Annotated in this window: 19 protein-coding genes; 12 read left to right on the top strand and 7 right to left on the bottom strand. The window is 75.9% G+C overall.

Annotation, left to right across the window (positions count from 1 at the left end):
- The first annotated feature begins 117 nt into the window (after positions 1-117).
- Complete coding sequence (locus tag BM414_RS13885; protein WP_093580025.1) at positions 118-312, top strand: LuxR C-terminal-related transcriptional regulator; 195 nt, start codon at positions 118-120, stop codon at positions 310-312.
- A 7-nt stretch (positions 313-319) separates the two neighbouring features.
- Here BM414_RS13885 and BM414_RS13880 read toward each other — a convergent pair whose 3' ends face one another.
- The gene (locus BM414_RS13880; RefSeq protein ID WP_093580024.1) at positions 320-1,057 is read right to left on the bottom strand and encodes an IclR family transcriptional regulator domain-containing protein; all 738 of its coding nucleotides are present in this window, start codon (positions 1,055-1,057) and stop codon (positions 320-322) included.
- Positions 1,058-1,100: 43 nt separating this feature from the next.
- On the opposite strand from BM414_RS13880, the gene leuC reads away from it, so the two are divergent.
- Both leuC and leuD read left to right on the top strand, forming a co-directional pair.
- On the top strand, positions 1,101-2,516 hold the full coding sequence (gene leuC, locus BM414_RS13875) for a 3-isopropylmalate dehydratase large subunit (protein ID WP_093580023.1): 1,416 nt from the start codon (positions 1,101-1,103) through the stop codon (positions 2,514-2,516).
- 5 nt (positions 2,517-2,521) lie between these two features.
- Positions 2,522-3,127: a 3-isopropylmalate dehydratase small subunit gene (gene leuD, locus BM414_RS13870; protein WP_093580022.1), complete on the top strand. Its 606-nt coding sequence runs from the start codon at positions 2,522-2,524 to the stop codon at positions 3,125-3,127.
- Positions 3,128-3,146: 19 nt separating this feature from the next.
- Here leuD and BM414_RS13865 read toward each other — a convergent pair whose 3' ends face one another.
- From BM414_RS13865 to cofC, 3 genes are read right to left on the bottom strand one after another with little or no spacing between them, the layout of a single operon-like run.
- A complete protein-coding gene (locus tag BM414_RS13865) occupies positions 3,147-4,091 on the bottom strand; it encodes an NUDIX hydrolase (protein ID WP_093580021.1) in 945 nt (314 codons plus the stop codon).
- On the bottom strand, positions 4,081-6,180 hold the full coding sequence (locus BM414_RS13860; RefSeq protein ID WP_245784715.1) for an RNA degradosome polyphosphate kinase: 2,100 nt from the start codon (positions 6,178-6,180) through the stop codon (positions 4,081-4,083). Before BM414_RS13860 ends, BM414_RS13865 begins: the two co-directional genes overlap by 11 nt.
- A gap of 50 nt (positions 6,181-6,230) precedes the next feature.
- On the bottom strand, positions 6,231-6,866 hold the full coding sequence (gene cofC / locus BM414_RS13855) for a 2-phospho-L-lactate guanylyltransferase (protein ID WP_139245842.1): 636 nt from the start codon (positions 6,864-6,866) through the stop codon (positions 6,231-6,233).
- 111 nt (positions 6,867-6,977) lie between these two features.
- Between cofC and BM414_RS13850 the strand changes: the two genes are divergently transcribed.
- Genes BM414_RS13850 through BM414_RS13835 form a run of 4 tightly spaced genes read left to right on the top strand, consistent with a single transcriptional unit; the run spans position 6,978 to position 11,573 of the window.
- On the top strand, positions 6,978-7,766 hold the full coding sequence (locus BM414_RS13850) for a lysophospholipid acyltransferase family protein (protein WP_245784714.1): 789 nt from the start codon (positions 6,978-6,980) through the stop codon (positions 7,764-7,766).
- Positions 7,763-8,785, top strand: coding sequence for an NAD(P)H-dependent glycerol-3-phosphate dehydrogenase (locus BM414_RS13845; RefSeq protein ID WP_093580019.1), 1,023 nt, complete (start codon positions 7,763-7,765; stop codon positions 8,783-8,785). The genes BM414_RS13850 and BM414_RS13845 overlap by 4 nt, the downstream gene beginning before the upstream one ends.
- Positions 8,782-9,927 (top strand): cystathionine gamma-lyase, encoded by a 1,146-nt coding sequence (locus tag BM414_RS13840; protein ID WP_093580018.1) that lies wholly within the window; start codon positions 8,782-8,784, stop codon positions 9,925-9,927. Before BM414_RS13845 ends, BM414_RS13840 begins: the two co-directional genes overlap by 4 nt.
- A gap of 5 nt (positions 9,928-9,932) precedes the next feature.
- The gene (locus tag BM414_RS13835) at positions 9,933-11,573 is read left to right on the top strand and encodes a TIGR03767 family metallophosphoesterase (RefSeq protein WP_175551586.1); all 1,641 of its coding nucleotides are present in this window, start codon (positions 9,933-9,935) and stop codon (positions 11,571-11,573) included.
- Between the two features lie 17 nt (positions 11,574-11,590).
- Here BM414_RS13835 and BM414_RS13830 read toward each other — a convergent pair whose 3' ends face one another.
- Positions 11,591-12,412, bottom strand: a complete 822-nt coding sequence (locus BM414_RS13830; protein WP_245784713.1) for a CDP-alcohol phosphatidyltransferase family protein — start codon at positions 12,410-12,412, stop codon at positions 11,591-11,593.
- Between the two features lie 84 nt (positions 12,413-12,496).
- Between BM414_RS13830 and BM414_RS13825 the strand changes: the two genes are divergently transcribed.
- Both BM414_RS13825 and BM414_RS13820 read left to right on the top strand, forming a co-directional pair.
- Positions 12,497-13,645 (top strand): D-alanine--D-alanine ligase family protein, encoded by a 1,149-nt coding sequence (locus tag BM414_RS13825; RefSeq protein WP_093580016.1) that lies wholly within the window; start codon positions 12,497-12,499, stop codon positions 13,643-13,645.
- Positions 13,642-14,289, top strand: coding sequence for a hypothetical protein (locus BM414_RS13820; protein ID WP_093580015.1), 648 nt, complete (start codon positions 13,642-13,644; stop codon positions 14,287-14,289). The genes BM414_RS13825 and BM414_RS13820 overlap by 4 nt, the downstream gene beginning before the upstream one ends.
- Positions 14,290-14,296: 7 nt before the next feature.
- Here the strand turns inward: BM414_RS13820 and BM414_RS13815 are convergent, their stop codons facing one another.
- Together BM414_RS13815 and BM414_RS13810 are read right to left on the bottom strand one after the other, a co-directional pair.
- Positions 14,297-14,788, bottom strand: coding sequence for a DUF3515 domain-containing protein (locus tag BM414_RS13815; protein WP_245784712.1), 492 nt, complete (start codon positions 14,786-14,788; stop codon positions 14,297-14,299).
- A 124-nt stretch (positions 14,789-14,912) separates the two neighbouring features.
- Positions 14,913-15,146 (bottom strand): Lrp/AsnC ligand binding domain-containing protein, encoded by a 234-nt coding sequence (locus tag BM414_RS13810; RefSeq protein ID WP_093580013.1) that lies wholly within the window; start codon positions 15,144-15,146, stop codon positions 14,913-14,915.
- A gap of 92 nt (positions 15,147-15,238) precedes the next feature.
- On the opposite strand from BM414_RS13810, the gene BM414_RS13805 reads away from it, so the two are divergent.
- From BM414_RS13805 to BM414_RS13795, 3 genes are read left to right on the top strand one after another with little or no spacing between them, the layout of a single operon-like run.
- Entirely contained in the window at positions 15,239-16,273 is a 1,035-nt protein-coding gene (locus BM414_RS13805; protein ID WP_245784711.1) for a thiamine-phosphate kinase, read from the top strand.
- Positions 16,257-16,805 carry a GNAT family N-acetyltransferase gene (locus tag BM414_RS13800; protein WP_093580012.1) on the top strand — a complete coding sequence of 183 codons (549 nt, stop codon included), beginning with the start codon at positions 16,257-16,259 and terminating at the stop codon, positions 16,803-16,805. Before BM414_RS13805 ends, BM414_RS13800 begins: the two co-directional genes overlap by 17 nt.
- Positions 16,793-17,422: a cytidylate kinase-like family protein gene (locus tag BM414_RS13795; protein ID WP_093580011.1), complete on the top strand. Its 630-nt coding sequence runs from the start codon at positions 16,793-16,795 to the stop codon at positions 17,420-17,422. Before BM414_RS13800 ends, BM414_RS13795 begins: the two co-directional genes overlap by 13 nt.
- Positions 17,423-17,499 lie beyond the last annotated feature (77 nt).

Raw genomic sequence — 17,499 nt, 5'->3', positions numbered from 1 at the left:
CGTTCGACGAACGGGACCGGCGGCTGCTGGAGCTGGCCCGCCCGCACGTGCAGGAGGTGTTCCTGCTCGGCGAGCGCCGCCGGGCCGGGGTGCCCCGGATGACCCGGCGAGTGGGAGGTGCTGGCACTGGCGGGTGCCGGCCTGTCCACCGAGGACATCGCGGCCGCGCTGTGGATCTCCCGGGGCACGGTCCGCAAGCACGCCGAGCACATCCGCGAGAGGTGCGGCACCCACACGCTCGCCGAGGCGGCCGCGCGGGCGCTCCCGCAGGCGCCGGCCGCCGCCCTCGGGGCGGTCCGGGCGCGCCGGTGAGGGGCGGTCAGCCGGTGGCGCGGGCGATGGCGGCCGCCGTCTCCAGGACCGCCCCGACCACCTCGGGGCTCGGCCGGCGGCCCAGCCGCTCGACGGGGCCGGAGATCGACACCGCGCCGAGCACCGCGCCGGCCGGGTCGCGCACCGGCGCGGAGAGCGAGGCGACGCCGGGCTCGCGCTCGGCGACGCTGTGCGCCCAGCCGCGCCGGCGGACGTCGAGCAGCGTGCGGGCGGTGAAGCTGGCCTGCGGCAGCAGCGGCGTCACGTCCTCCGGCGGGGCGAAGGCCAGCAGCGCGTGCGCCGCCGAGCCCGCCGTCATGGGCAGCCGCGCGCCGACGGGCACGGTGTCGCGCAGGCCGTGCGCCCGCTCCGCCGCCGCGACGCACACGCGGGAGCCGCCTTCGCGCACGTAGAACTGCGCGCTCTCGCCGCTGGCGTCGCGCAGGGTGGCCAGGTGCCGCCCGGCGACCCGGGCGAGGTCGGCGCTGCCGTGGCCGAGCTCGGTCAGCGCCGGCCCGGGCGCCCACGTCCCCGCCGGCGTGCGCCGCAGCAGCCGGTGGCCCTCGAGGGCGACCGCCAGCCGGTGGGCCGTCGCGCGCGGCAGGTCGGTGCGCGTGACGAGGTCGGCGAGCGACGCCGGCTCCTGCGCGACGGCGCGCAGGATGGCCACGGCTTTGTCCAGCACGGCAACGGGGTTAGGCTGTCCCACACAGCGATACTCCCATCCCACACCATGAGATGTCATGGGGAGAAGCCACCGTGGGATGACCCGAACCGGGAGGGACCCAGTGCCGAAGACCCTGGCGGAGAAGGTCTACGACGCCCACGTCGTGCGCAGTGCCGCGGGCGAGCCGGACCTGCTCTACATCGACCTCCACCTCGTGCACGAGGTCACCAGCCCGCAGGCCTTCGACGGGCTCCGCGCCGCCGGCCGCCGTGTCCGCCGCCCCGAGCTGACGATGGCCACCGAGGACCACAACGTCCCGACGCTCGACGTCCTCAAGCCGATCGCCGACCCGGTCAGCCGCGCGCAGGTCGAGGCGCTGCGGCACAACGCCGCGGAGTTCGGCATCCGGCTCGCGCCGATGGGCGACCGCGACCAGGGCATCGTGCACGTGATCGGCCCGCAGCTCGGGCTCACCCAGCCGGGCACGACCATCGTCTGCGGCGACAGCCACACCTCCACCCACGGCGCCTTCGGCGCGCTGGCGTTCGGCATCGGGACCAGCGAGGTCGAGCACGTGCTGGCCACCCAGACGCTGCCGCAGTACCGGCCCAAGCAGATGGCGGTCACCGTCGAGGGGGAGCTGCCCGAGGGCGTCTCGTCCAAGGACGTCATCCTCGCCGTCATCGCGAGGATCGGGACCAACGGCGCCGCGGGCCACGTCATCGAGTACCGCGGCAGCGCCATCGAGGCGCTGTCGATGGAGGCCCGGATGACGATCTGCAATATGTCGATCGAGGCCGGTGCCCGCGCCGGCGTGATCGCCCCTGACGAGACGACGTTCGCCTACCTGCAGGGCCGGCCGCACGCCCCGCAGGGCACCGACTGGGACGCCGCCGTCGAGTACTGGCGGACGCTGCGCACCGACGAGGGCGCGGTCTTCGACAGCGAGGTCGTCCTCGACGCCGCCGAGCTGGCGCCGTTCGTCACCTGGGGCACCAACCCCGGCCAGGGGCTGCCGCTGACCGAGCGGGTGCCCGACCCGGCCGAGCTCGCCGACGACAACGAGCGCCGCGCCGCCGAGCAGGCGCTGGCCTACATGGGCCTGACGCCGGGCACCCCGCTGCGCGAGATCGAGGTGGACACCGTCTTCCTCGGCTCGTGCACCAACGGGCGCATCGAGGACCTGCGCACCGCCGCCGAGTTGCTGCGCGGCAAGCGGATCGACCCCGACACCCGGATGCTCGTCGTCCCCGGGTCGATCGGCGTCAAGCTGCAGGCCGAGGCCGAGGGCCTGGACCGGGTGTTCACCGAGGCCGGGGCCGAGTGGCGGGGTGCGGGGTGCTCGATGTGCCTGGGCATGAACCCCGACCAGCTGAAGCCGGGGGAGCGCTCGGCGTCGACCAGCAACCGCAACTTCCAGGGCCGGCAGGGCAAGGGCGGGCGCACGCACCTGGTGTCGCCGTCCGTGGCCGCCGCGACCGCCCTCACCGGGCGTCTGACCGCCCCCGCCGACCTCGCCGAGACCGCTGGAGTCTGAGCCCGATGGACGCCTTCACCACGCACACCGGCACCGCCGCCCCGCTGCGCCGCAGCGCCGTCGACACCGACCAGATCATCCCGGCCGAGTACCTCAAGCGGATCACCCGCACCGGGTTCGAGGACGGCCTGTTCGTCGCCTGGCGCACCAACGAGCCGGACTTCGTGCTCAACCAGCCGCAGTACGCCGACGCCACGGTCCTCGTCGCCGGCCCGGACTTCGGCACCGGCTCCTCGCGCGAGCACGCCTGCTGGGCGCTGCTCGACGGCGGGTTCCGCGTGGTCATCAGCTCGCGGTTCGCCGACATCTTCAAGAACAACTCGACCAAGTCGGGGCTGCTCACCGTCGTCCTCCCGCAGGCCGACGTCGAGGCGCTGTGGCAGGCGGTCGAGGCCGACCCCGCGACGCCGGTGACGGTGGACCTGCAGTCCCGCACGGTCACCTACGGCGACACGACGGTGCCGTTCGAGGTCGACGAGTACACCCGCTGGCGGCTGCTCGAGGGCCTCGACGACGTCGGCCTCACCGAGCGGCACCTGGCCGACGTGGAGGCCTTCGAGGCGCAGCGCCCGTCCTGGCTGCCGAGGGCCCTCCCGGCGCTGCCCGCCTGAGCCGCCGCCGGCGCGCCCGTCAGGGCGCGTCGGGGTCGGGGCCCAGGTCGCGGTAGTAGTCGGCGGCCAGCGCGCCGGGGCGGCCGCCCAGCGCCCACACGCTGCCCTTCGCCGCCGGCGGGTACAGCCGCCCGGCGACGCCCTCCCAGCGGACGCCGAGGCTCATCAGCACCGACGGGATCGCCCCGCCCTGGCTGCAGACCACCGTGACGCCGGGCTGCTCCGCGCCGTCCCGGGCCCGCCCCAGCAGCCGCTCGACCACCGCCAGGCCGGCCTGCGGGTCGGCGGCGAACTCCTCCTCGCCGAGCTCCGGCAGCGAGCGCACCGGCAGGCCGGTCCGCTCGGCCAGCGGCTCGAGGGTCTGCCGGCAGCGCACCCGCTCGGCGCTCAGGAGCTCGCACGGGCCGAACACCGGCAGGACGTCGGCCAGCTGCCGCGCCTGCCGCCGGCCCTTGCTGTCCAGCGGCCGCTCGTCGTCGGGGCCGTCCCAGTCGCTGCGACTGCCGGCCTTGGCGTGGCGCACCAGCAGCAGCGAGGGCGTCCGCGGGACGTCGTCGCGGACGAGGTCGACGACCACCCGCCGGTCGTGCTCATGGGTGACCAGCGCCGCGGCCTCGGCGACGGGCAGCCAGCGCAGCTCGTCGACCTCGTCGTTGGGCTCGAACGGCTCCTCGGTGCCCACCGCCCGCATGAGCCAGTAGTCCACCTGCTTGGGCCCGGCGGCGACCTCGTAACGGGTGCGCAGGCTGCGCCGGCCGGCCACGACCTGCAGGCCGGTCTCCTCGAGGACCTCCCGCACCGCGGCGGTCAGGGCGTTCTCGCCGGCGTCGAGTTTGCCCTTGGGCAGCGACCAGTCGTCGTAGCGCGGGCGGTGCACGACCACGGTCTCGATCCCGCCGTCGGCGGCCGGCCGCCACACCACCCCGCCGGCGGCCGCGACGACCGGCGCCCGCTCAGTCGGCATGCTCGGTGGCCAGCTGCACGAGCCGCGCCTGGTGGTCCCGGGTCCCGGTGCGGGTCCAGCGCCCCTCGGGGCCGAGCTCCCAGCAGCTCACGCCGGGGGCCATGGCGTCGTCGAACACGGTCTGCAGCTGACGCCGCGCGTTCTCGTCGCACACCCGCAGCAGCACCTCGACCCGGCGGTCGAGGTTGCGGTGCATGAGGTCGGCGCTGCCCAGCCAGAACTCCGGCTCGCCGTCGTTGCTGAAGGCCATCACCCGCGAGTGCTCGAGGAAGCGGCCGACGATCGAGCGCACCCGGATCGTCTCGGACAGACCCGGGACGCCGGGCCGCAGTGCGCAGATGCCGCGGATGAGCAGCTCCACCGGCACGCCGGCCCGGGAGGCCTCGTAGAGGGCGTCGATGATCCGCTCGTCGACCAGCGAGTTCACCTTGAACCGGATGCCCGCCGGCCGCCCCTCGGCCGCGTGCCGCGCCTCCCGGCGGATCTTCTCCACGAGCCCGCCGCGGATGCCGTGCGGCGCCACCATCAGCTGCCGGTAGGCCGTCTGCCGCGAGTAGCCGGTGAGCACGTTGAACAGGTCGGTGAGGTCGGCGCCCACCCGCGGGTCGGCGGTGAGGATGCCGAGGTCCTCGTACAGCCGCGCCGTCTTCGGGTTGTAGTTGCCGGTGCCGATGTGCACGTAGCGGCGGAGCACGCCGTTCTCCCGCCGCACCACCAGCGCCGTCTTGCAGTGCGTCTTGAGCCCGACCAGGCCGTAGACGACGTGGCAGCCGGCACGCTCCAGCGACCGGGCCCAGGTGATGTTGGCCTGCTCGTCGAAGCGCGCCTTGATCTCGACGAGGACGACGACCTGCTTGCCCGCCTCGGCGGCGCTGATCAGGGCGTTGACGATCGGGGAGTCACCCGAGGTCCGGTAGAGCGTCTGCTTGATCGCCAGCACGTGCGGGTCGGCGGCGGCCTGCTCGATGAAGCGCTGCACGCTCGTGGCGAACGAGTGGTACGGGTGGTGGACGAGCACGTCGCCCTCGCGCAGCGTCGCGAAGACGCTCTTGGGCGTCTCGCCCTCGCTCAGTCGCGGGTGGGTGGCCGGCACGAACGGCTCGTCCTTGAGCTCCGGGCGGTCGAGGTCGTACAGCGCCCACAGTGAGGAGAGGTCGAGCAGCCCGGGCACCGTGACGACGTCCTGCGGGCTCATCTCGAGCTCGGAGACGAGCACGTCGAGGATCTGCGGGTCCATGGTCTCGGTGACCTCGAGCCGCACCGCCGGGCCGAAGCGCCGTCGCGCGAGCTCCCGCTCGAGGGCCTGCAGCAGGTCCTCGTCCCGGTCCTCCTCGACCTCGAGGTCGGCGTTGCGGGTCACCCGGAACAGGTGGTGGTCGAGGACGTCGAGGCCCGGGAACAGCTGCGGCAGGTGCGCGGCGATGAGGTCCTCGAGCGGCAGGAACGTCGCCTGCGAGTCGACCGGCCCCACGGGCACGAAGCGCGGCACGTTGTTGGGCACCTTGAGCCGGGCGAAGCGCGGCCCCCCGGTGTCGGGGTCACGGACCACGACGGCGAGGTTGAGCGACAGGCCGCTGATGTAGGGGAACGGGTGCGCCGGGTCCACCGCCAGGGGCGTGAGCACCGGGAAGACCTGGTCGCGGAAGTACTCGCGCAACCGGCGGGCCTGGGTCTCGGCGAGGTCCTCCCAGTGCACGAACCGGATGCCCTCGGCCTCCAGCCGCGGCGTGAGGTCCTGCTGGAAGCAGACCGCGTGCCGGTGCACCAGCTCCTGCGTGCGCTCGGTGACCCTGGCCAGCTGTTCGCGGATGGTGAGCCCGTCGGGGGAGCGCACGGTCAGCCCGGTGCTCTGCCGGCGCTTCAGCCCGGCGATGCGCACCATGTAGAACTCGTCGAGGTTGCCGGCGAAGATCGCCAGGAACTTGGCGCGCTCCAGCAGCGGCAGCGACGCGTCCTCGGCCAGCTCCAGCACGCGCGCGTTGAAGTCCAGCCACGACAGCTCCCGGTTGAGGAAGCGGTCGGCGGGCAGTGCCGGGGGCTCGTCCAGGGGGACGGCGGGGGACTCGGGGGTCGTCGTCTCGGCTGCCACGGCCTCATCGTGCCCCACCGAGGTGAACGGCGAGGACCCCGCTCGGTGGCTCAGGCGGCCGGGCGGGGCACCCGCGGCAGCAGCGCCGCCGTCGCGGTCCCGACGCCGAGGCGCACGGCCGCCGCGAGGTCGGCGGGCGTGTCGACGTCGCGGCGCAGTCCCGGCCAGCCGCCGTCGAGCGGCACCGCGCCCGCGCCGGCGTGCGCGGCGGCCGAGTCCCGCCCGAAGCGCGGGTCCAGCGGCACCCCCGCCGCGGTCAGCAGCGTGGTCCCCGTGCCCGCGGCGTCGGCGACGAAGCAGCGCGGCGCGATCCCGGCTGCGGCCAGGGCGGCGGCCAGCTCCGCCGGCCGCAGCGCCGGCAGGTCCGAGGACAGCGCGGCGACGGCGTCCCCGCCGCTGGCCCGGGCACCGTGGGCCAGCGCCGGGTTCAGGCCGCGGTCGGGCTCGTCGGGGACGGTGCGCGCCCCGAGCGCTCGTACGATGGCGGCTGCGCGCGCGTCGTCGGTCACGACGAGGACGTCGGCCACCGCGGCGCAGTCGCGGGCCGCGGCGACGGTGTCGGCCAGCAGCGCGAGCACGAGGTCCGCGTGCAGCCCGGGGCCGCCGCCGGTGAGCGGGGCGAGGCGGGTCTTGGCCGCGCCGAGGCGCTTCGCCGGGACGACCAGGGACCACCGCACGGCGTCCATGTGAGCACACGGCAGCGCCCGGCCGCGGACGACGGCGACCCCCGGTGCGCACGCCGACCCGGGGGAGGGTCGATCATGTGCCGGTCGTCACGACCGAGCGGAGGGGTGCCGGTGACCGAGGAGCAGTCCTCCGGGACCGCGGCGATCGCGCGGCGCGCGCTGCACGTGCGCGGGCAGCTGCCGTGGTCGCTGAAGCTGGCGGTCGTGGTCATCTACCCGACGGCCTCGCTGCTGTTCCGGCTGCGCTACCGCGACGGCGACCGGCTGCCGCGCACCGGCCCGGTGCTGCTCGTGGCCAACCACGTCTCGGTGCTCGACCCGCTGGCCTGCGCGCGTCTGGTGTACGACAACGGGCGGGTCCCGCACTTCCTCGCCAAGGAGGCGGTGTTCAGGGGCCTGGCCGGGAAGATCCTCCGGCACGCCGGGCAGATCCCGGTCGCCCGCGGCTCGGCCGACGCGCGCGGCTCCCTCGACGCCGCGGCAGCCGACCTGGAGGCGGGCAACGTCGTCGTGATCTACCCCGAGGGCTCGGTGACCCGCGACCCCGACTGGTGGCCCATGCAGGCCCGCACCGGCGTCGCGCGGCTGGCGCTGACCACCGACGCCGTCGTCCTGCCGGTGGCCCAGTGGGGCCCGCAGCGGGTGCACGACTACCACACCAAGAAGCTGCACCTGCGGTTCCGGACGCCCACCGAGTACGCCCTCGGCGAGCCGGTCGACCTCTCGGCGGTGCGGGCCGAGGTGCGTGCCGGCCGGGCGCTGACCCCTGACCTGCTGCGGGAGACCACCGACGTGATCATGAGCCGCGTGCGCGACCTGCTGTCCGAGGTGCGGGGCGAGCCGGCCCCGGCGGGCTTCGCCTCCCGTCCGCGGCGGACGCTGCCGGGGGACGCCGCGTGAGCGGTCCCGACCTCTCCGGCCGGGGCACCCGCGCCGCCGTCCTCGGGGCCGGCTCGTGGGGCACCACGTTCGCCAAGGTCCTCGCCGACGCCGGCTGCACGGTGTCCCTGCACGCCCGCCGGCCCGAGTTGGCCGAGGCGATCGCCGAGTCGGGGGAGAACGCCGAGTACCTGCCCGGGGTCGCCCTGCCCGGCGCGCTGACGGCCACGACCGACGCCGCGGAGGCCCTGGACGGCGCCGACGTCGTCGTCCTCGCCGTCCCCTCGCAGTCGCTGCGCGCCAACCTGCTCGAGTGGACGCCGCTGCTGCCCGCGGACGCGACCCTGCTGTCGCTGATGAAGGGCGTCGAGCTCGGCACGACCATGCGGATGAGCGAGGTCATCCGCGAGGTCACCGGCGCCGGACCCGACCGGGTGGCCGCGCTGTCGGGGCCGAACCTGGCCCGCGAGATCGCCGAGGAGCAGCCGGCGGCCACCGTCATCGCCTGTCCGGACGCCGATCGCGCCGCGGCGCTGCAGGCCGCCTGCCTCACGCCCTACTTCCGGCCGTACACCAACCAGGACCTGGTGGGCTGTGAGCTCGGCGGCGCGGTGAAGAACGTCATCGCGCTGGCCTGCGGCATCGCCGAGGGCATGGGCTTCGGCGACAACACCCGCGCCTCGCTGATCACCCGCGGCCTGGCCGAGACCACCCGCCTGGGCGTGGCGCTGGGCGCCGAGCCCGCGACGTTCGCCGGCCTGGCCGGTCTCGGCGACCTCGTGGCCACCTGCAGCTCGCCGCTGTCCCGGAACCGGACCTTCGGGGAGAAGCTGGGCCGCGGCCTGTCGCTGGAGGAGGTGCAGGCCACCACCCGGCAGACCGCCGAGGGGGTCAAGAGCTGCCGCTCGGTGCTGGACCTGGCGCGCGCCCACGGCGTGGACGTGCCGGTGACCGAGGCGGTCGTGCGGGTCTGCCACGAGGACGTCCCGGCCGCGCAGATGGTGAAGGAGATCATGAGCCGGGAAGCGAAGCCGGAGTGAGCGACGGCTCCCTGCCCCCGGGGTGGGGGGACGGCACCCGGTCGGTCCACGCGGGTGACGCCCCGCCGGTGCCGGGCACCCCGCTGCGCCCCTCGCCGGTGTTCGCCGCGCCCTTCCACCTCGGCGACCAGCCGCCGCGCGCCGGCGGCGCCGACGCCTACGCCCGCACCGAGCACCCCACCTCCCGTGCCTTCGAGACGGCGGTCGGCGAGCTCGACGGCGGCCGGTGCCTGTCCTTCGCCACCGGCATGGCCGCGATCACCGCGGCGGTGATGGCGCTGGTCTCGGCCGGCGACCGCCTGGTGCTGCCGGCCGACGGCTACTACACGACCCGGCTGCTGGCCCGCGACGAGCTCGAGCGGCTCGGCGTGCGGGTCGAGTACGTGCCGACCGTCGAGATCGCCGGCGTCGCCGCCCGCGGGGACCTCGAGGGCGCCCGGATGGTCTTCCTCGAGACGCCGAGCAACCCGCTGCTCGACGTCTGCGACGTCGCCGCGGTGGCCCGCGCCGCGCGCGCCGCCGGTGCGCTGCTGGCCGTGGACAACACCACCGCCACCCCGCTGGGCCAGCGGCCCCTGGCGCTCGGCGCCGACCTCACCGTGGGCGCCGACACCAAGGCGCTGACCGGGCACAGCGACCTGCTGCTCGGCCACGTGAGCACCTCCTCCGACGAGGTGTTCGACCGGGTGAAGGGCTGGCGCGACCACACCGGCAGCACGCCCGGCGCCTTCGACGCGTGGCTCGGGCACCGCTCGATGAGCACGCTGGACCTGCGGCTGACCCGCCAGGGCGAGACGGCCGCGGCCGTGGCGGCGGTGCTCGCCGACCACCCCGCGGTCACCGGCGTGCGCTGGCCGTGGCTGCCCTCGGACCCCTCGCACGCCCTGGCGGCCCGGCAGATGCTTCGGCCGCTCGGCATCGTCTCCGCCGAGCTCGCCGACGAGACGGCGGTGTCGCGGTTCCTGGCCGCGAGCCGGCTGTGGACGGCGGCCACGAGCTTCGGCGGCGTGCACAGCACCGTGGACCGGCGGGCGCAGTGGGGCGGGGACGCCGTGCCGGCCGGGTTCCTGCGCTTCTCGTGCGGCATCGAGGACACCGGCGACGTCGTCGCCGACCTCACCGCCGCGCTCGACGCCGCCTGAACCGCGTGAGCCGCACGACCCTCGACCGCGTGCTGACGGCCGGCCCGGTGCTGCAGGCCGGCCGGGACGGCGACTACCGGGCGCTGGACTGGGCGGGCGGGGAGCCGCACCGGGTGCGCCGCGAGCTGGTCGGGCCGGCCTGGGAGCCGCCGCGGCGGGGCGTCCAGGTGGTCGCCTGCCTGGCGCACGTCACCGACCTGCAGCTGGCCGACGTCTGCTCGCCGGCCCGCTTCGAGTTCTTCCACCGCTTCGAGGCCGATCCGCGGATGCGCGCGCTGGTGCCCATGCACCGGCCGCAGGAGGCGCTGACCGCGCACGCCGTCGACGCCCTGGTGCGGACCCTCAACGGCCTGGCCGGCGGGCCGCGGACCGGGCAGCCGCTGCAGGTGGTCGTGACCACCGGCGACGCCATCGACAACGCGCAGTGGAACGAGCTGGAGCTGTACCTCGCGGTGCTGCGCGGGGGAGTGGTCTCACCCGGTGCCGGGCTGACCGCCTACGACGGCGTGCAGGCCTCCGGCTGGCCGCACGACCTGTTCTGGCGTCCCGACGACGACGGCGGCGTCCACCACGAGCGCTTCGGCTTCCCCGCCCGGCCCGGGCTGCTCGAGGCGGCGTTCGCGGCCTTCGCCGCCGAGGGGCTGCGGCTGCCCTGGCTGGGCTGCCACGGCAACCACGAGGCGCTCATCCAGGGCGTCGGCGTCCCCACGCCCGCACTGACCGCCGTGCTCGGCTCCGGGCGCAAGCCGGTCGACGTCGACCCCACCCTGCCGCTGGACGACGCCCTGCGGCTGTTCACCCATTCCTCCGAGGTCTTCACCACCGCCACCTCGCGGCCGGTGACCTCGGTGGCCGACCGCCGCTTCATCGACCGGCGGTCCTTCGTGGCCGCGCACCTCGCCGACGGCGGGGCGCCCACCGGTCACGGGTTCACCCAGGACAACCTGCGCGAGGGCACCGCCTACTACGCCTGGGACGGCGTGCCCGGCGTCCGGGTGGTCTGCCTGGACACCACGCGGGTGACCGGCGGGACGGCGGGCTCGGTCGACGCCGAGCAGGCACGGTGGCTGGAGGACCGGCTGCGCGAGGTGTCCTCGTCGGCGCCCGGTCCCGACGGCGGCCGGGTCGCGACCGGCAACGCCGACCGGCTCGTGGTGCTGCTGTCCCACCACGGAGCCAGCACGCTGACCCGGTCCGACGCCCTCGGCCGCCGCCCCGTGGCCGGGGACGACGCGCTGGGCGCCCCCGAGCTGCTCGCGCTGCTGCACCGCTACCCGAACGTCGTCCTGTGGCTCAACGGGCACACCCACGTCAGCGAGGTGCGGCCCTGGGCGCACCCGGACGAGCCCGGCCGCGGCCTGTGGGAGGTGACCACCTGCGCCGTCGTCGACTGGCCCGGGCAGGCCCGGCTGGTGGAGCTGCTGGACAACGGCGACGGCACGCTGTCGACGGTCTGCACGATGATCGACCACGACAGCCCCGCCCGGCCGCCGTCCGCCGGCGACCCGGCCGCCCGCGAGCCCGCCGCGCTGGCCGCCCTGCACCGTGAGCTCGCGGCCAACGTGCCGTGGGCCGGGCTGGGGTCGGCCCTGGCCGGCACGCCCGCCGACCGCAACGTCGAACTGGTCCTCCGCGCGCCCTTCTGAGCCCGGCCGCTGCAGACCTAGGCGGTGCGGGCGGCCCGGCGGCGGCGGTGGGCGGCGCGGGCGGTGAGCCAGCCACTGAAGGCCAGGTAGTACACGACGTAGGCGAACGACAGCACCACCACGACCGGGTGCGGGTCGGGGTACTGCACGAGCAGGACGGCGTAGGTGACCAGCCAGACCACGGTCAGGCCCATGCTCACCGGCCACAGCGCCTCGGTGCGCGACGGGTACAGGTAGCGCACCGGCACGAAGACGAGCACCGAGCACACGACCAGCACGACGGCGACGACGACCTGCGACAGGTCCAGCACCACCGCGTAGAAGGCGACGACGTTCCAGTAGCTCGGGAAGCCGAGGAACGTGTGGTCGTCGGTCTTCGCGTCGACCCGGCAGAACTGGTAGCTCGAGGCCAGCAGCGGCAGCGCGGCGAGCAGCCACCCGACCCAGTCGTGCGGCAGCGCGCCGGTGGTCCACAGCAGGACGACGGGCGCGAAGACGTAGGTCAGGTAGTCGACGATGTTGTCCAGCAGGGCGCCGTCGAACCAGGGGATCGTCTCCTTGACCCGCGCACGCCGGGCCAGCATCCCGTCGGTGCCGTCGATCCACAGCGCCGCCAGCCCGAGCCACAGCGCGGTGATGGCCTCACCCTCGAACGCGGCGAGCACCACCAGCAGCGCCAGGACCGATCCCAGCGCGGTGTAGGCGTGCACCGCCGCACCGGCCAGCCGCAGCGGGAGCGGGTACCGGCGCGCCGGGGCGCCCCCGTGCTCGTCGTGCCCCTGGTGCGCCGTCGTCGCCGGAGGCCGGGGGTCCACCGGAGGGGCCGCGTTCTCCCGCATCGCGGACGAGGTTCCCACACCGCGCGGGTGTCAGCCCTGCGGGAGACGCGGGAGGCGCGATGCCGTCGACTAGGGTCGGCCGCGATGAGCGGGATCGGCAGGGTGCGCGTCGCGGTCGTGTTCGGGGGGCGCAGCGCGGAGCACGCCATCTCCTGCGTCTCCGCCGGGAGCGTGATGGCGGCGCTCGATCCGGAGCGCTACGAGGTCGTCCCGGTCGGCATCGCCCGCGACGGCCGCTGGGTGCTCGCCGACGCGGGTCAGCAGACGGCCATCGACTCCGGCCGGCTGCCCGAGGTCACCGGCGGGACGGCGGTGTCGCTGGTCGGCGACCCCGCCGGGCGCGGGCTGGCCGTCCTCGACCCGGCCGCGGCGATCGGCCCGGCGCTCACCGAGGTCGACGTCGTCTTCCCGGTCCTGCACGGCGCCTACGGCGAGGACGGGACCATCCAGGGGCTGCTGGAGATGAGCGGGCTGCCCTACGTGGGGTCCGGGGTCTTCGCCAGCGCCGCGTCGATGGACAAGGAGTTCACCAAGAAGCTCCTGGCCGCCGCGGGGCTGCCGCAGGGCGACCACGTGGTGCTCCGCGACGCCGAGGGGGCGCTGACGGCCGACCCCGGTGCGCTGTCGGCCGCCGACCGCGAGCGGCTGGGGCTGCCGGTGTTCGTCAAGCCCTCGCGGGCCGGGTCGAGCATCGGCATCACCAAGGTCACCGACTGGGCGCAGTTCCCCGAGGCGGTGGCCACCGCGGCCGCCGTCGACCCGAAGGTCGTCGTCGAGGCCTCCGTGCCGGGCCGGGAGATCGAGTGCGGCGTGCTGGCCGGCCGCGACGGCGGGCCGCCCGAGGCGAGCCTGCCCGCCGAGATCCGGCTCAAGCCCGGTACCGACTGGTACGACTTCGACGCCAAGTACCTCGACGACGCCGTCGAGTTCGACGTCCCGGCTGACCTCACGCCCGAGCAGACGCGCAGGGTGCAGGAGGCCTCCCGGCGTGCCTACCTCGCGATGGACTGCGAGGGGCTGGCGCGGGTGGACTTCTTCCTCGGCACCGGCCCCGACGGCCGCGAGCGCCTGGTCGTCAACGAGGTCAACACGATGCCGGGGTTCACGCCGATCTCGATGTTCCCGCGGATGTGGGCGGCCAGCGGGGTGTCCTACCCCGAGCTGGTGGACCGGCTGGTCGCCTCGGCGCTGGCGCGCGCGGGCCGGCCGGGGGACCAGCGGACCTCCCGGTGACGCCGGGCCGCCTCGCGGCCGTGCTGGCCGGGCTGGCGTCGCTCGTGCCCGCCACCGGCTGCACGCCGACCAGCGCCACCCCGGTGGAGGTCGAGGCGGCTCCGGTCACCCCGGAGACGGTGGAGGACCTCGGGGAGCTGCTGCTCGAGGAGGTGCCCTCCGGCCTGCCCCGGATCCCCGACGCCGACCTCGAGCCGTCCGCCGGCGCGAAGACCGTCGACGACGTCGCCACGTACTCCGACGACCCCGCCCGCGAGCGCGCGGTGCTGCGGGAGTACGGCTACCGGCACGGGTGGGAGCGCTTCTGGGGGTCGACGACGGGCCCGCTGACCAGCGTCTTCCTCGACCAGTTCGACCACGCCACCGGCGCGGCCACCTACGCCCGGGACCTGGCCGGCAACGACGCCGAGCTCTACGACGGCGTGCTGCGCCACGGCCCGTCCTCGCTGCCCGACGGCTGCAGCCTGCTCACCGTGGCCGCGGCCGACCCCGCGACCGGGCTGTCCGGCCCGGCGGCCTTCGCCTGGTGCGCGCACGGGGTGTTCAGCGTCGCGGTCACCGCCGTCGCGGGCACCGAGCAGGCCGCCGGCGACGAGCTGCACGACGCCGTGCAGGCCCAGCTCGACCGGCTGCCGGCGGCCTGAGCGGGCCTTAGCGCGTCGGCAGGGTGTCGCCGATGACCCCGCTCAGCACGGTGACCGGCGCGCTGTCGACGTCCGGCGGCAGCGTCACCTGCACGTAGGCGGCGCGGTCGACCGCCGTCCAGGTGGTGGCCTCGTCGGTCTGCTCGACGGACCAGGTGACCTGGTCGATCTGCAGCAGGCCCTCGCCGGCGACCAGGCCGGCCGGTTGCGGCACGCCGCACACCAGCACGACCGCCGGGTCGCCCCAGGCGGCGGCGTAGGGGGTGTCGGAGTCGACCAGCCGCGCCGGCTCCCCGGTCAGGTCGAGGGGGAGGGCGGCCATGAGCGCCGGGCAGGTCGCGTCGGCCTCGGGCGTCGGCGGGGGGACCTCGACCGGCAGCACCGGCAGGTCCTCCGCGCGCTGCGGCGCCGGACTCCCGTCGACGTCCGCGGCCTGGCCGCCGTCGTCGCTGCCACCGAGGACGTTGACCAGGACGACCAGGACGACCAGCACCGGCACGACGACCGCCGTCGCGACCAGCGCGAGCCGGCGGAGGGGATCGGGACGCCGCGCGGGGGCCGGAGCGGCCGCTGCCCCCTCGGCGGGAGGGGCCTCGGCGGCGGGGGTGTCCTCGCTCAGCGGCTCAGATGTTGACGACGGGGCAGGTCAGCGTGCGCGTGATGCCGTCGACCGACTGCACGCGGGCGACCACCAGGCGGCCGAGCTCGTCGACCGATTGCGCCTCGGCGGTGACGATGACGTCGTAGGGGCCGGTGACGTCCTCCGCCTTGGTCACGCCGGCGATCTCACTGATCGTCGTCGCCACCTGGGCGGCCTTGCCGACCTCGGTCTGGATCAGGATGTAGGCGTGGACCACGGGACGACCTTCCTCGGGCGACGGAGCCGGCGGCTGCGCGCCGCCGGCAGCCGGACTGGATCGCAACCTACCCCAGCGGCCAGGTGCGCCCCGTGACACGGCCCCGGCCGCTGGGTCCCCGCGACGACCTCGCCGACAGCGTGCGGGTGGTGGGGGAGTTCGGCGTCATCGCGCGGGTGCTCGCCCGCTCGGGCTCGGCGGCGGTGGCCCAGGTCGGCCCCGGTGACGACGCCGCGGTGCTGCGCGTGCCCGACGGCCGGGTGGTGGCCACCACCGACGTCCTCGTCGAGGGGCGGCACTTCCGCCGCGACTGGTCCTCGGCCGAGGACGTCGGTCACAAGGCCGCCGCCGCCAACCTGGCCGACGTCGCCGCGATGGGCGGGGTGGCCACCGCGCTGCTGGTCGGGCTGGCCTGCCCCGCCGACACGGCCACCACCTGGCTCGAGGGCGTGGCCGCCGGGATGGCCGCCGAGTGTGCGCCGCTGGGCGCCGCGGTGGTCGGCGGCGACACGGTGGCCTCGGCTCCCGACAGCGGGTCCGTCGTCCTGTCGGTGACCGCGCTCGGCGACCTCGGCGGGCGGGCGCCGGTCCTGCGCTCGGGGGCGCGGCCGGGGGACGTCCTCGCCGTCACGGGCCGGCTGGGCTGGTCGGCGTGCGGGCTGGCCGTGCTGCGCCGCGGCTTCAGCAGCCCGCTGGCCGTCGTCACCGCGCACCGCCGTCCGACCCCGCCGTACGCCGCCGGGCCGGCCGCGGCCGACGCGGGGGCCACCGCCATGTGCGACGTCAGCGACGGGCTGCTCGCCGACGCCGGGCACCTGGCCTCCGACAGCGGCGTCGTCCTGGACGTCGACCGCGCCGCGCTGGTGCGTGCGACCCTGGAACCGCCGGGTCCGCTGCAGCAGGTGGCGGCGGCCCTGGGCGCCGATCCGCTCGCCTGGGTGCTCACCGGCGGGGAGGACCACGCCCTGCTGGCGACCTTCCCGCCGTCCGTGGCACTGCCGGACGGGTGGCTGGCCGTCGGGCGGGTCGAGGAGGGGGAGCCGGGGGTGTTCGTGAGCGGGGAGCCGGCGGCCGACGTCGCGGTCGCGGTCGGGGCGGGGAGGACCGGGCATGTCCACTTCGGCTGAGGCGCGGTTGCGCGACGGGTCGGTCGCCACCCTGCGCTCGGTGCCCTACGACGACCCGGTCGCCCGCGACCTCGTCGCCCGGGTCCAGCAGGAGTACGTCGACCGCTACGGCGGCCCGGACGGCGCGGCCGTGGAGCCGGGGGAGTTCTCCCCGCCGGCCGGCCTGTTCCTGGTCGCCGAGGTCGACGGCGAGCCCGCCGGGTGCGGCGCCTGGCGGCAGCACACCGAGACGTCCCCCGCCCAGCCCGACGCCCCCGCCGTGGCGGAGGTCAAGCGGGTCTACGTGGTGCCCGCCTTCCGCCGCCGTGGCCTGGCGCAGGTGCTGGTCGCCGCCCTGGAGGACTCCGCGCGCCGGTCGGGGTACCGCGCGGTCGTGCTCAACTCCGGCGACCGTCAGCCCGAGGCGCTGGCGCTGTACGAGGCCCTCGGCTACACGCCGGTCCCGGGGTACGGCCTGTACGCCGGCGAGGCGGGGGCGGTCTTCCTCGGCCGGCGCATCGACGAGGAGGAGGAGCGGCCGTGGGCGTCGTGACGATCTCCGCGTCGTACGGCGCGGGCGGCCCGGAGGTCGGGCCGGCCGTCGCCGAGCGGCTGGGCCTGGTCTTCCACGACCGCGCGATCCCCGCGCAGGTGGCCGGCCGGCTCGGTGTCTCCCAGGACGACGCCGAGGCCAACGACGAGCGGGTGGTCCGCGGCCTGTGGCGGCTCGTCGCCTCGCTGGGCGCCATGCCCGACCCGGTCGGCGGCGTCGTGCCGACGGCCGGCCAGCCCGACGAGCGGGCCTACCGGGAGCACACCGAGCGGGTCCTGCGCGAGATCGCCGACGGCGCCGGCGGGGTCGTGCTCGGCCGCGGCGGCGCCATGGTGCTGCGCGACCGGCCCGACGCCCTGCACGTTCGCCTCGACGGCCCGCCGGAGGCACGGCTGCGCGCGGCGGTGCAGCGCTACGGCCGCCCCGAGGACGAGCTGCGGCGCGAGCTGCAGGCCAACGACACCACCCGCCAGGCCTACGTCCGGCACTTCTACCGGTGCGACCCGGCCGCGGCCCGGCACTACCACCTCGTCGTCGACGGGACGGCGCTGCCGCTGGAGACGGTGGTGGACCTCGTCGTCGCCGCGGCGCGGGCACGGGGGATCGGCGCGGCCTGAGCCCGGCCTGCTGGGATCGGCTCGAGGGGGCAGGTGCGGGCCGCGCGGCAGCTGCCCGCGTACGCGAAGGACCCCGG

Source organism: Geodermatophilus amargosae (assembly GCF_900116515.1).
Lineage (GTDB): Bacteria > Actinomycetota > Actinomycetes > Mycobacteriales > Geodermatophilaceae > Geodermatophilus > Geodermatophilus amargosae.
The sequence above is the reverse complement of the archived record's forward strand: the minus strand, read 5'-3'. Positions and strand labels throughout refer to the sequence as shown.

What these genes read in the sequence shown, in the direction of transcription:
- BM414_RS13880 (WP_093580024.1), bottom strand. Translation starts at nt 1,057, where the DNA reads ATGACATCTCATGGTGTGGGATGGGAGTATCGCTGTGTGGGACAGCCT.
- leuD (WP_093580022.1), top strand. Translation starts at nt 2,522, where the DNA reads ATGGACGCCTTCACCACGCACACCGGCACCGCCGCCCCGCTGCGCCGC.
- BM414_RS13865 (WP_093580021.1), bottom strand. Translation starts at nt 4,091, where the DNA reads ATGCCGACTGAGCGGGCGCCGGTCGTCGCGGCCGCCGGCGGGGTGGTG.
- cofC (WP_139245842.1), bottom strand. Translation starts at nt 6,866, where the DNA reads ATGGACGCCGTGCGGTGGTCCCTGGTCGTCCCGGCGAAGCGCCTCGGC.
- BM414_RS13830 (WP_245784713.1), bottom strand. Translation starts at nt 12,412, where the DNA reads ATGCGGGAGAACGCGGCCCCTCCGGTGGACCCCCGGCCTCCGGCGACG.
- BM414_RS13825 (WP_093580016.1), top strand. Translation starts at nt 12,497, where the DNA reads ATGAGCGGGATCGGCAGGGTGCGCGTCGCGGTCGTGTTCGGGGGGCGC.
- BM414_RS13800 (WP_093580012.1), top strand. Translation starts at nt 16,257, where the DNA reads ATGTCCACTTCGGCTGAGGCGCGGTTGCGCGACGGGTCGGTCGCCACC.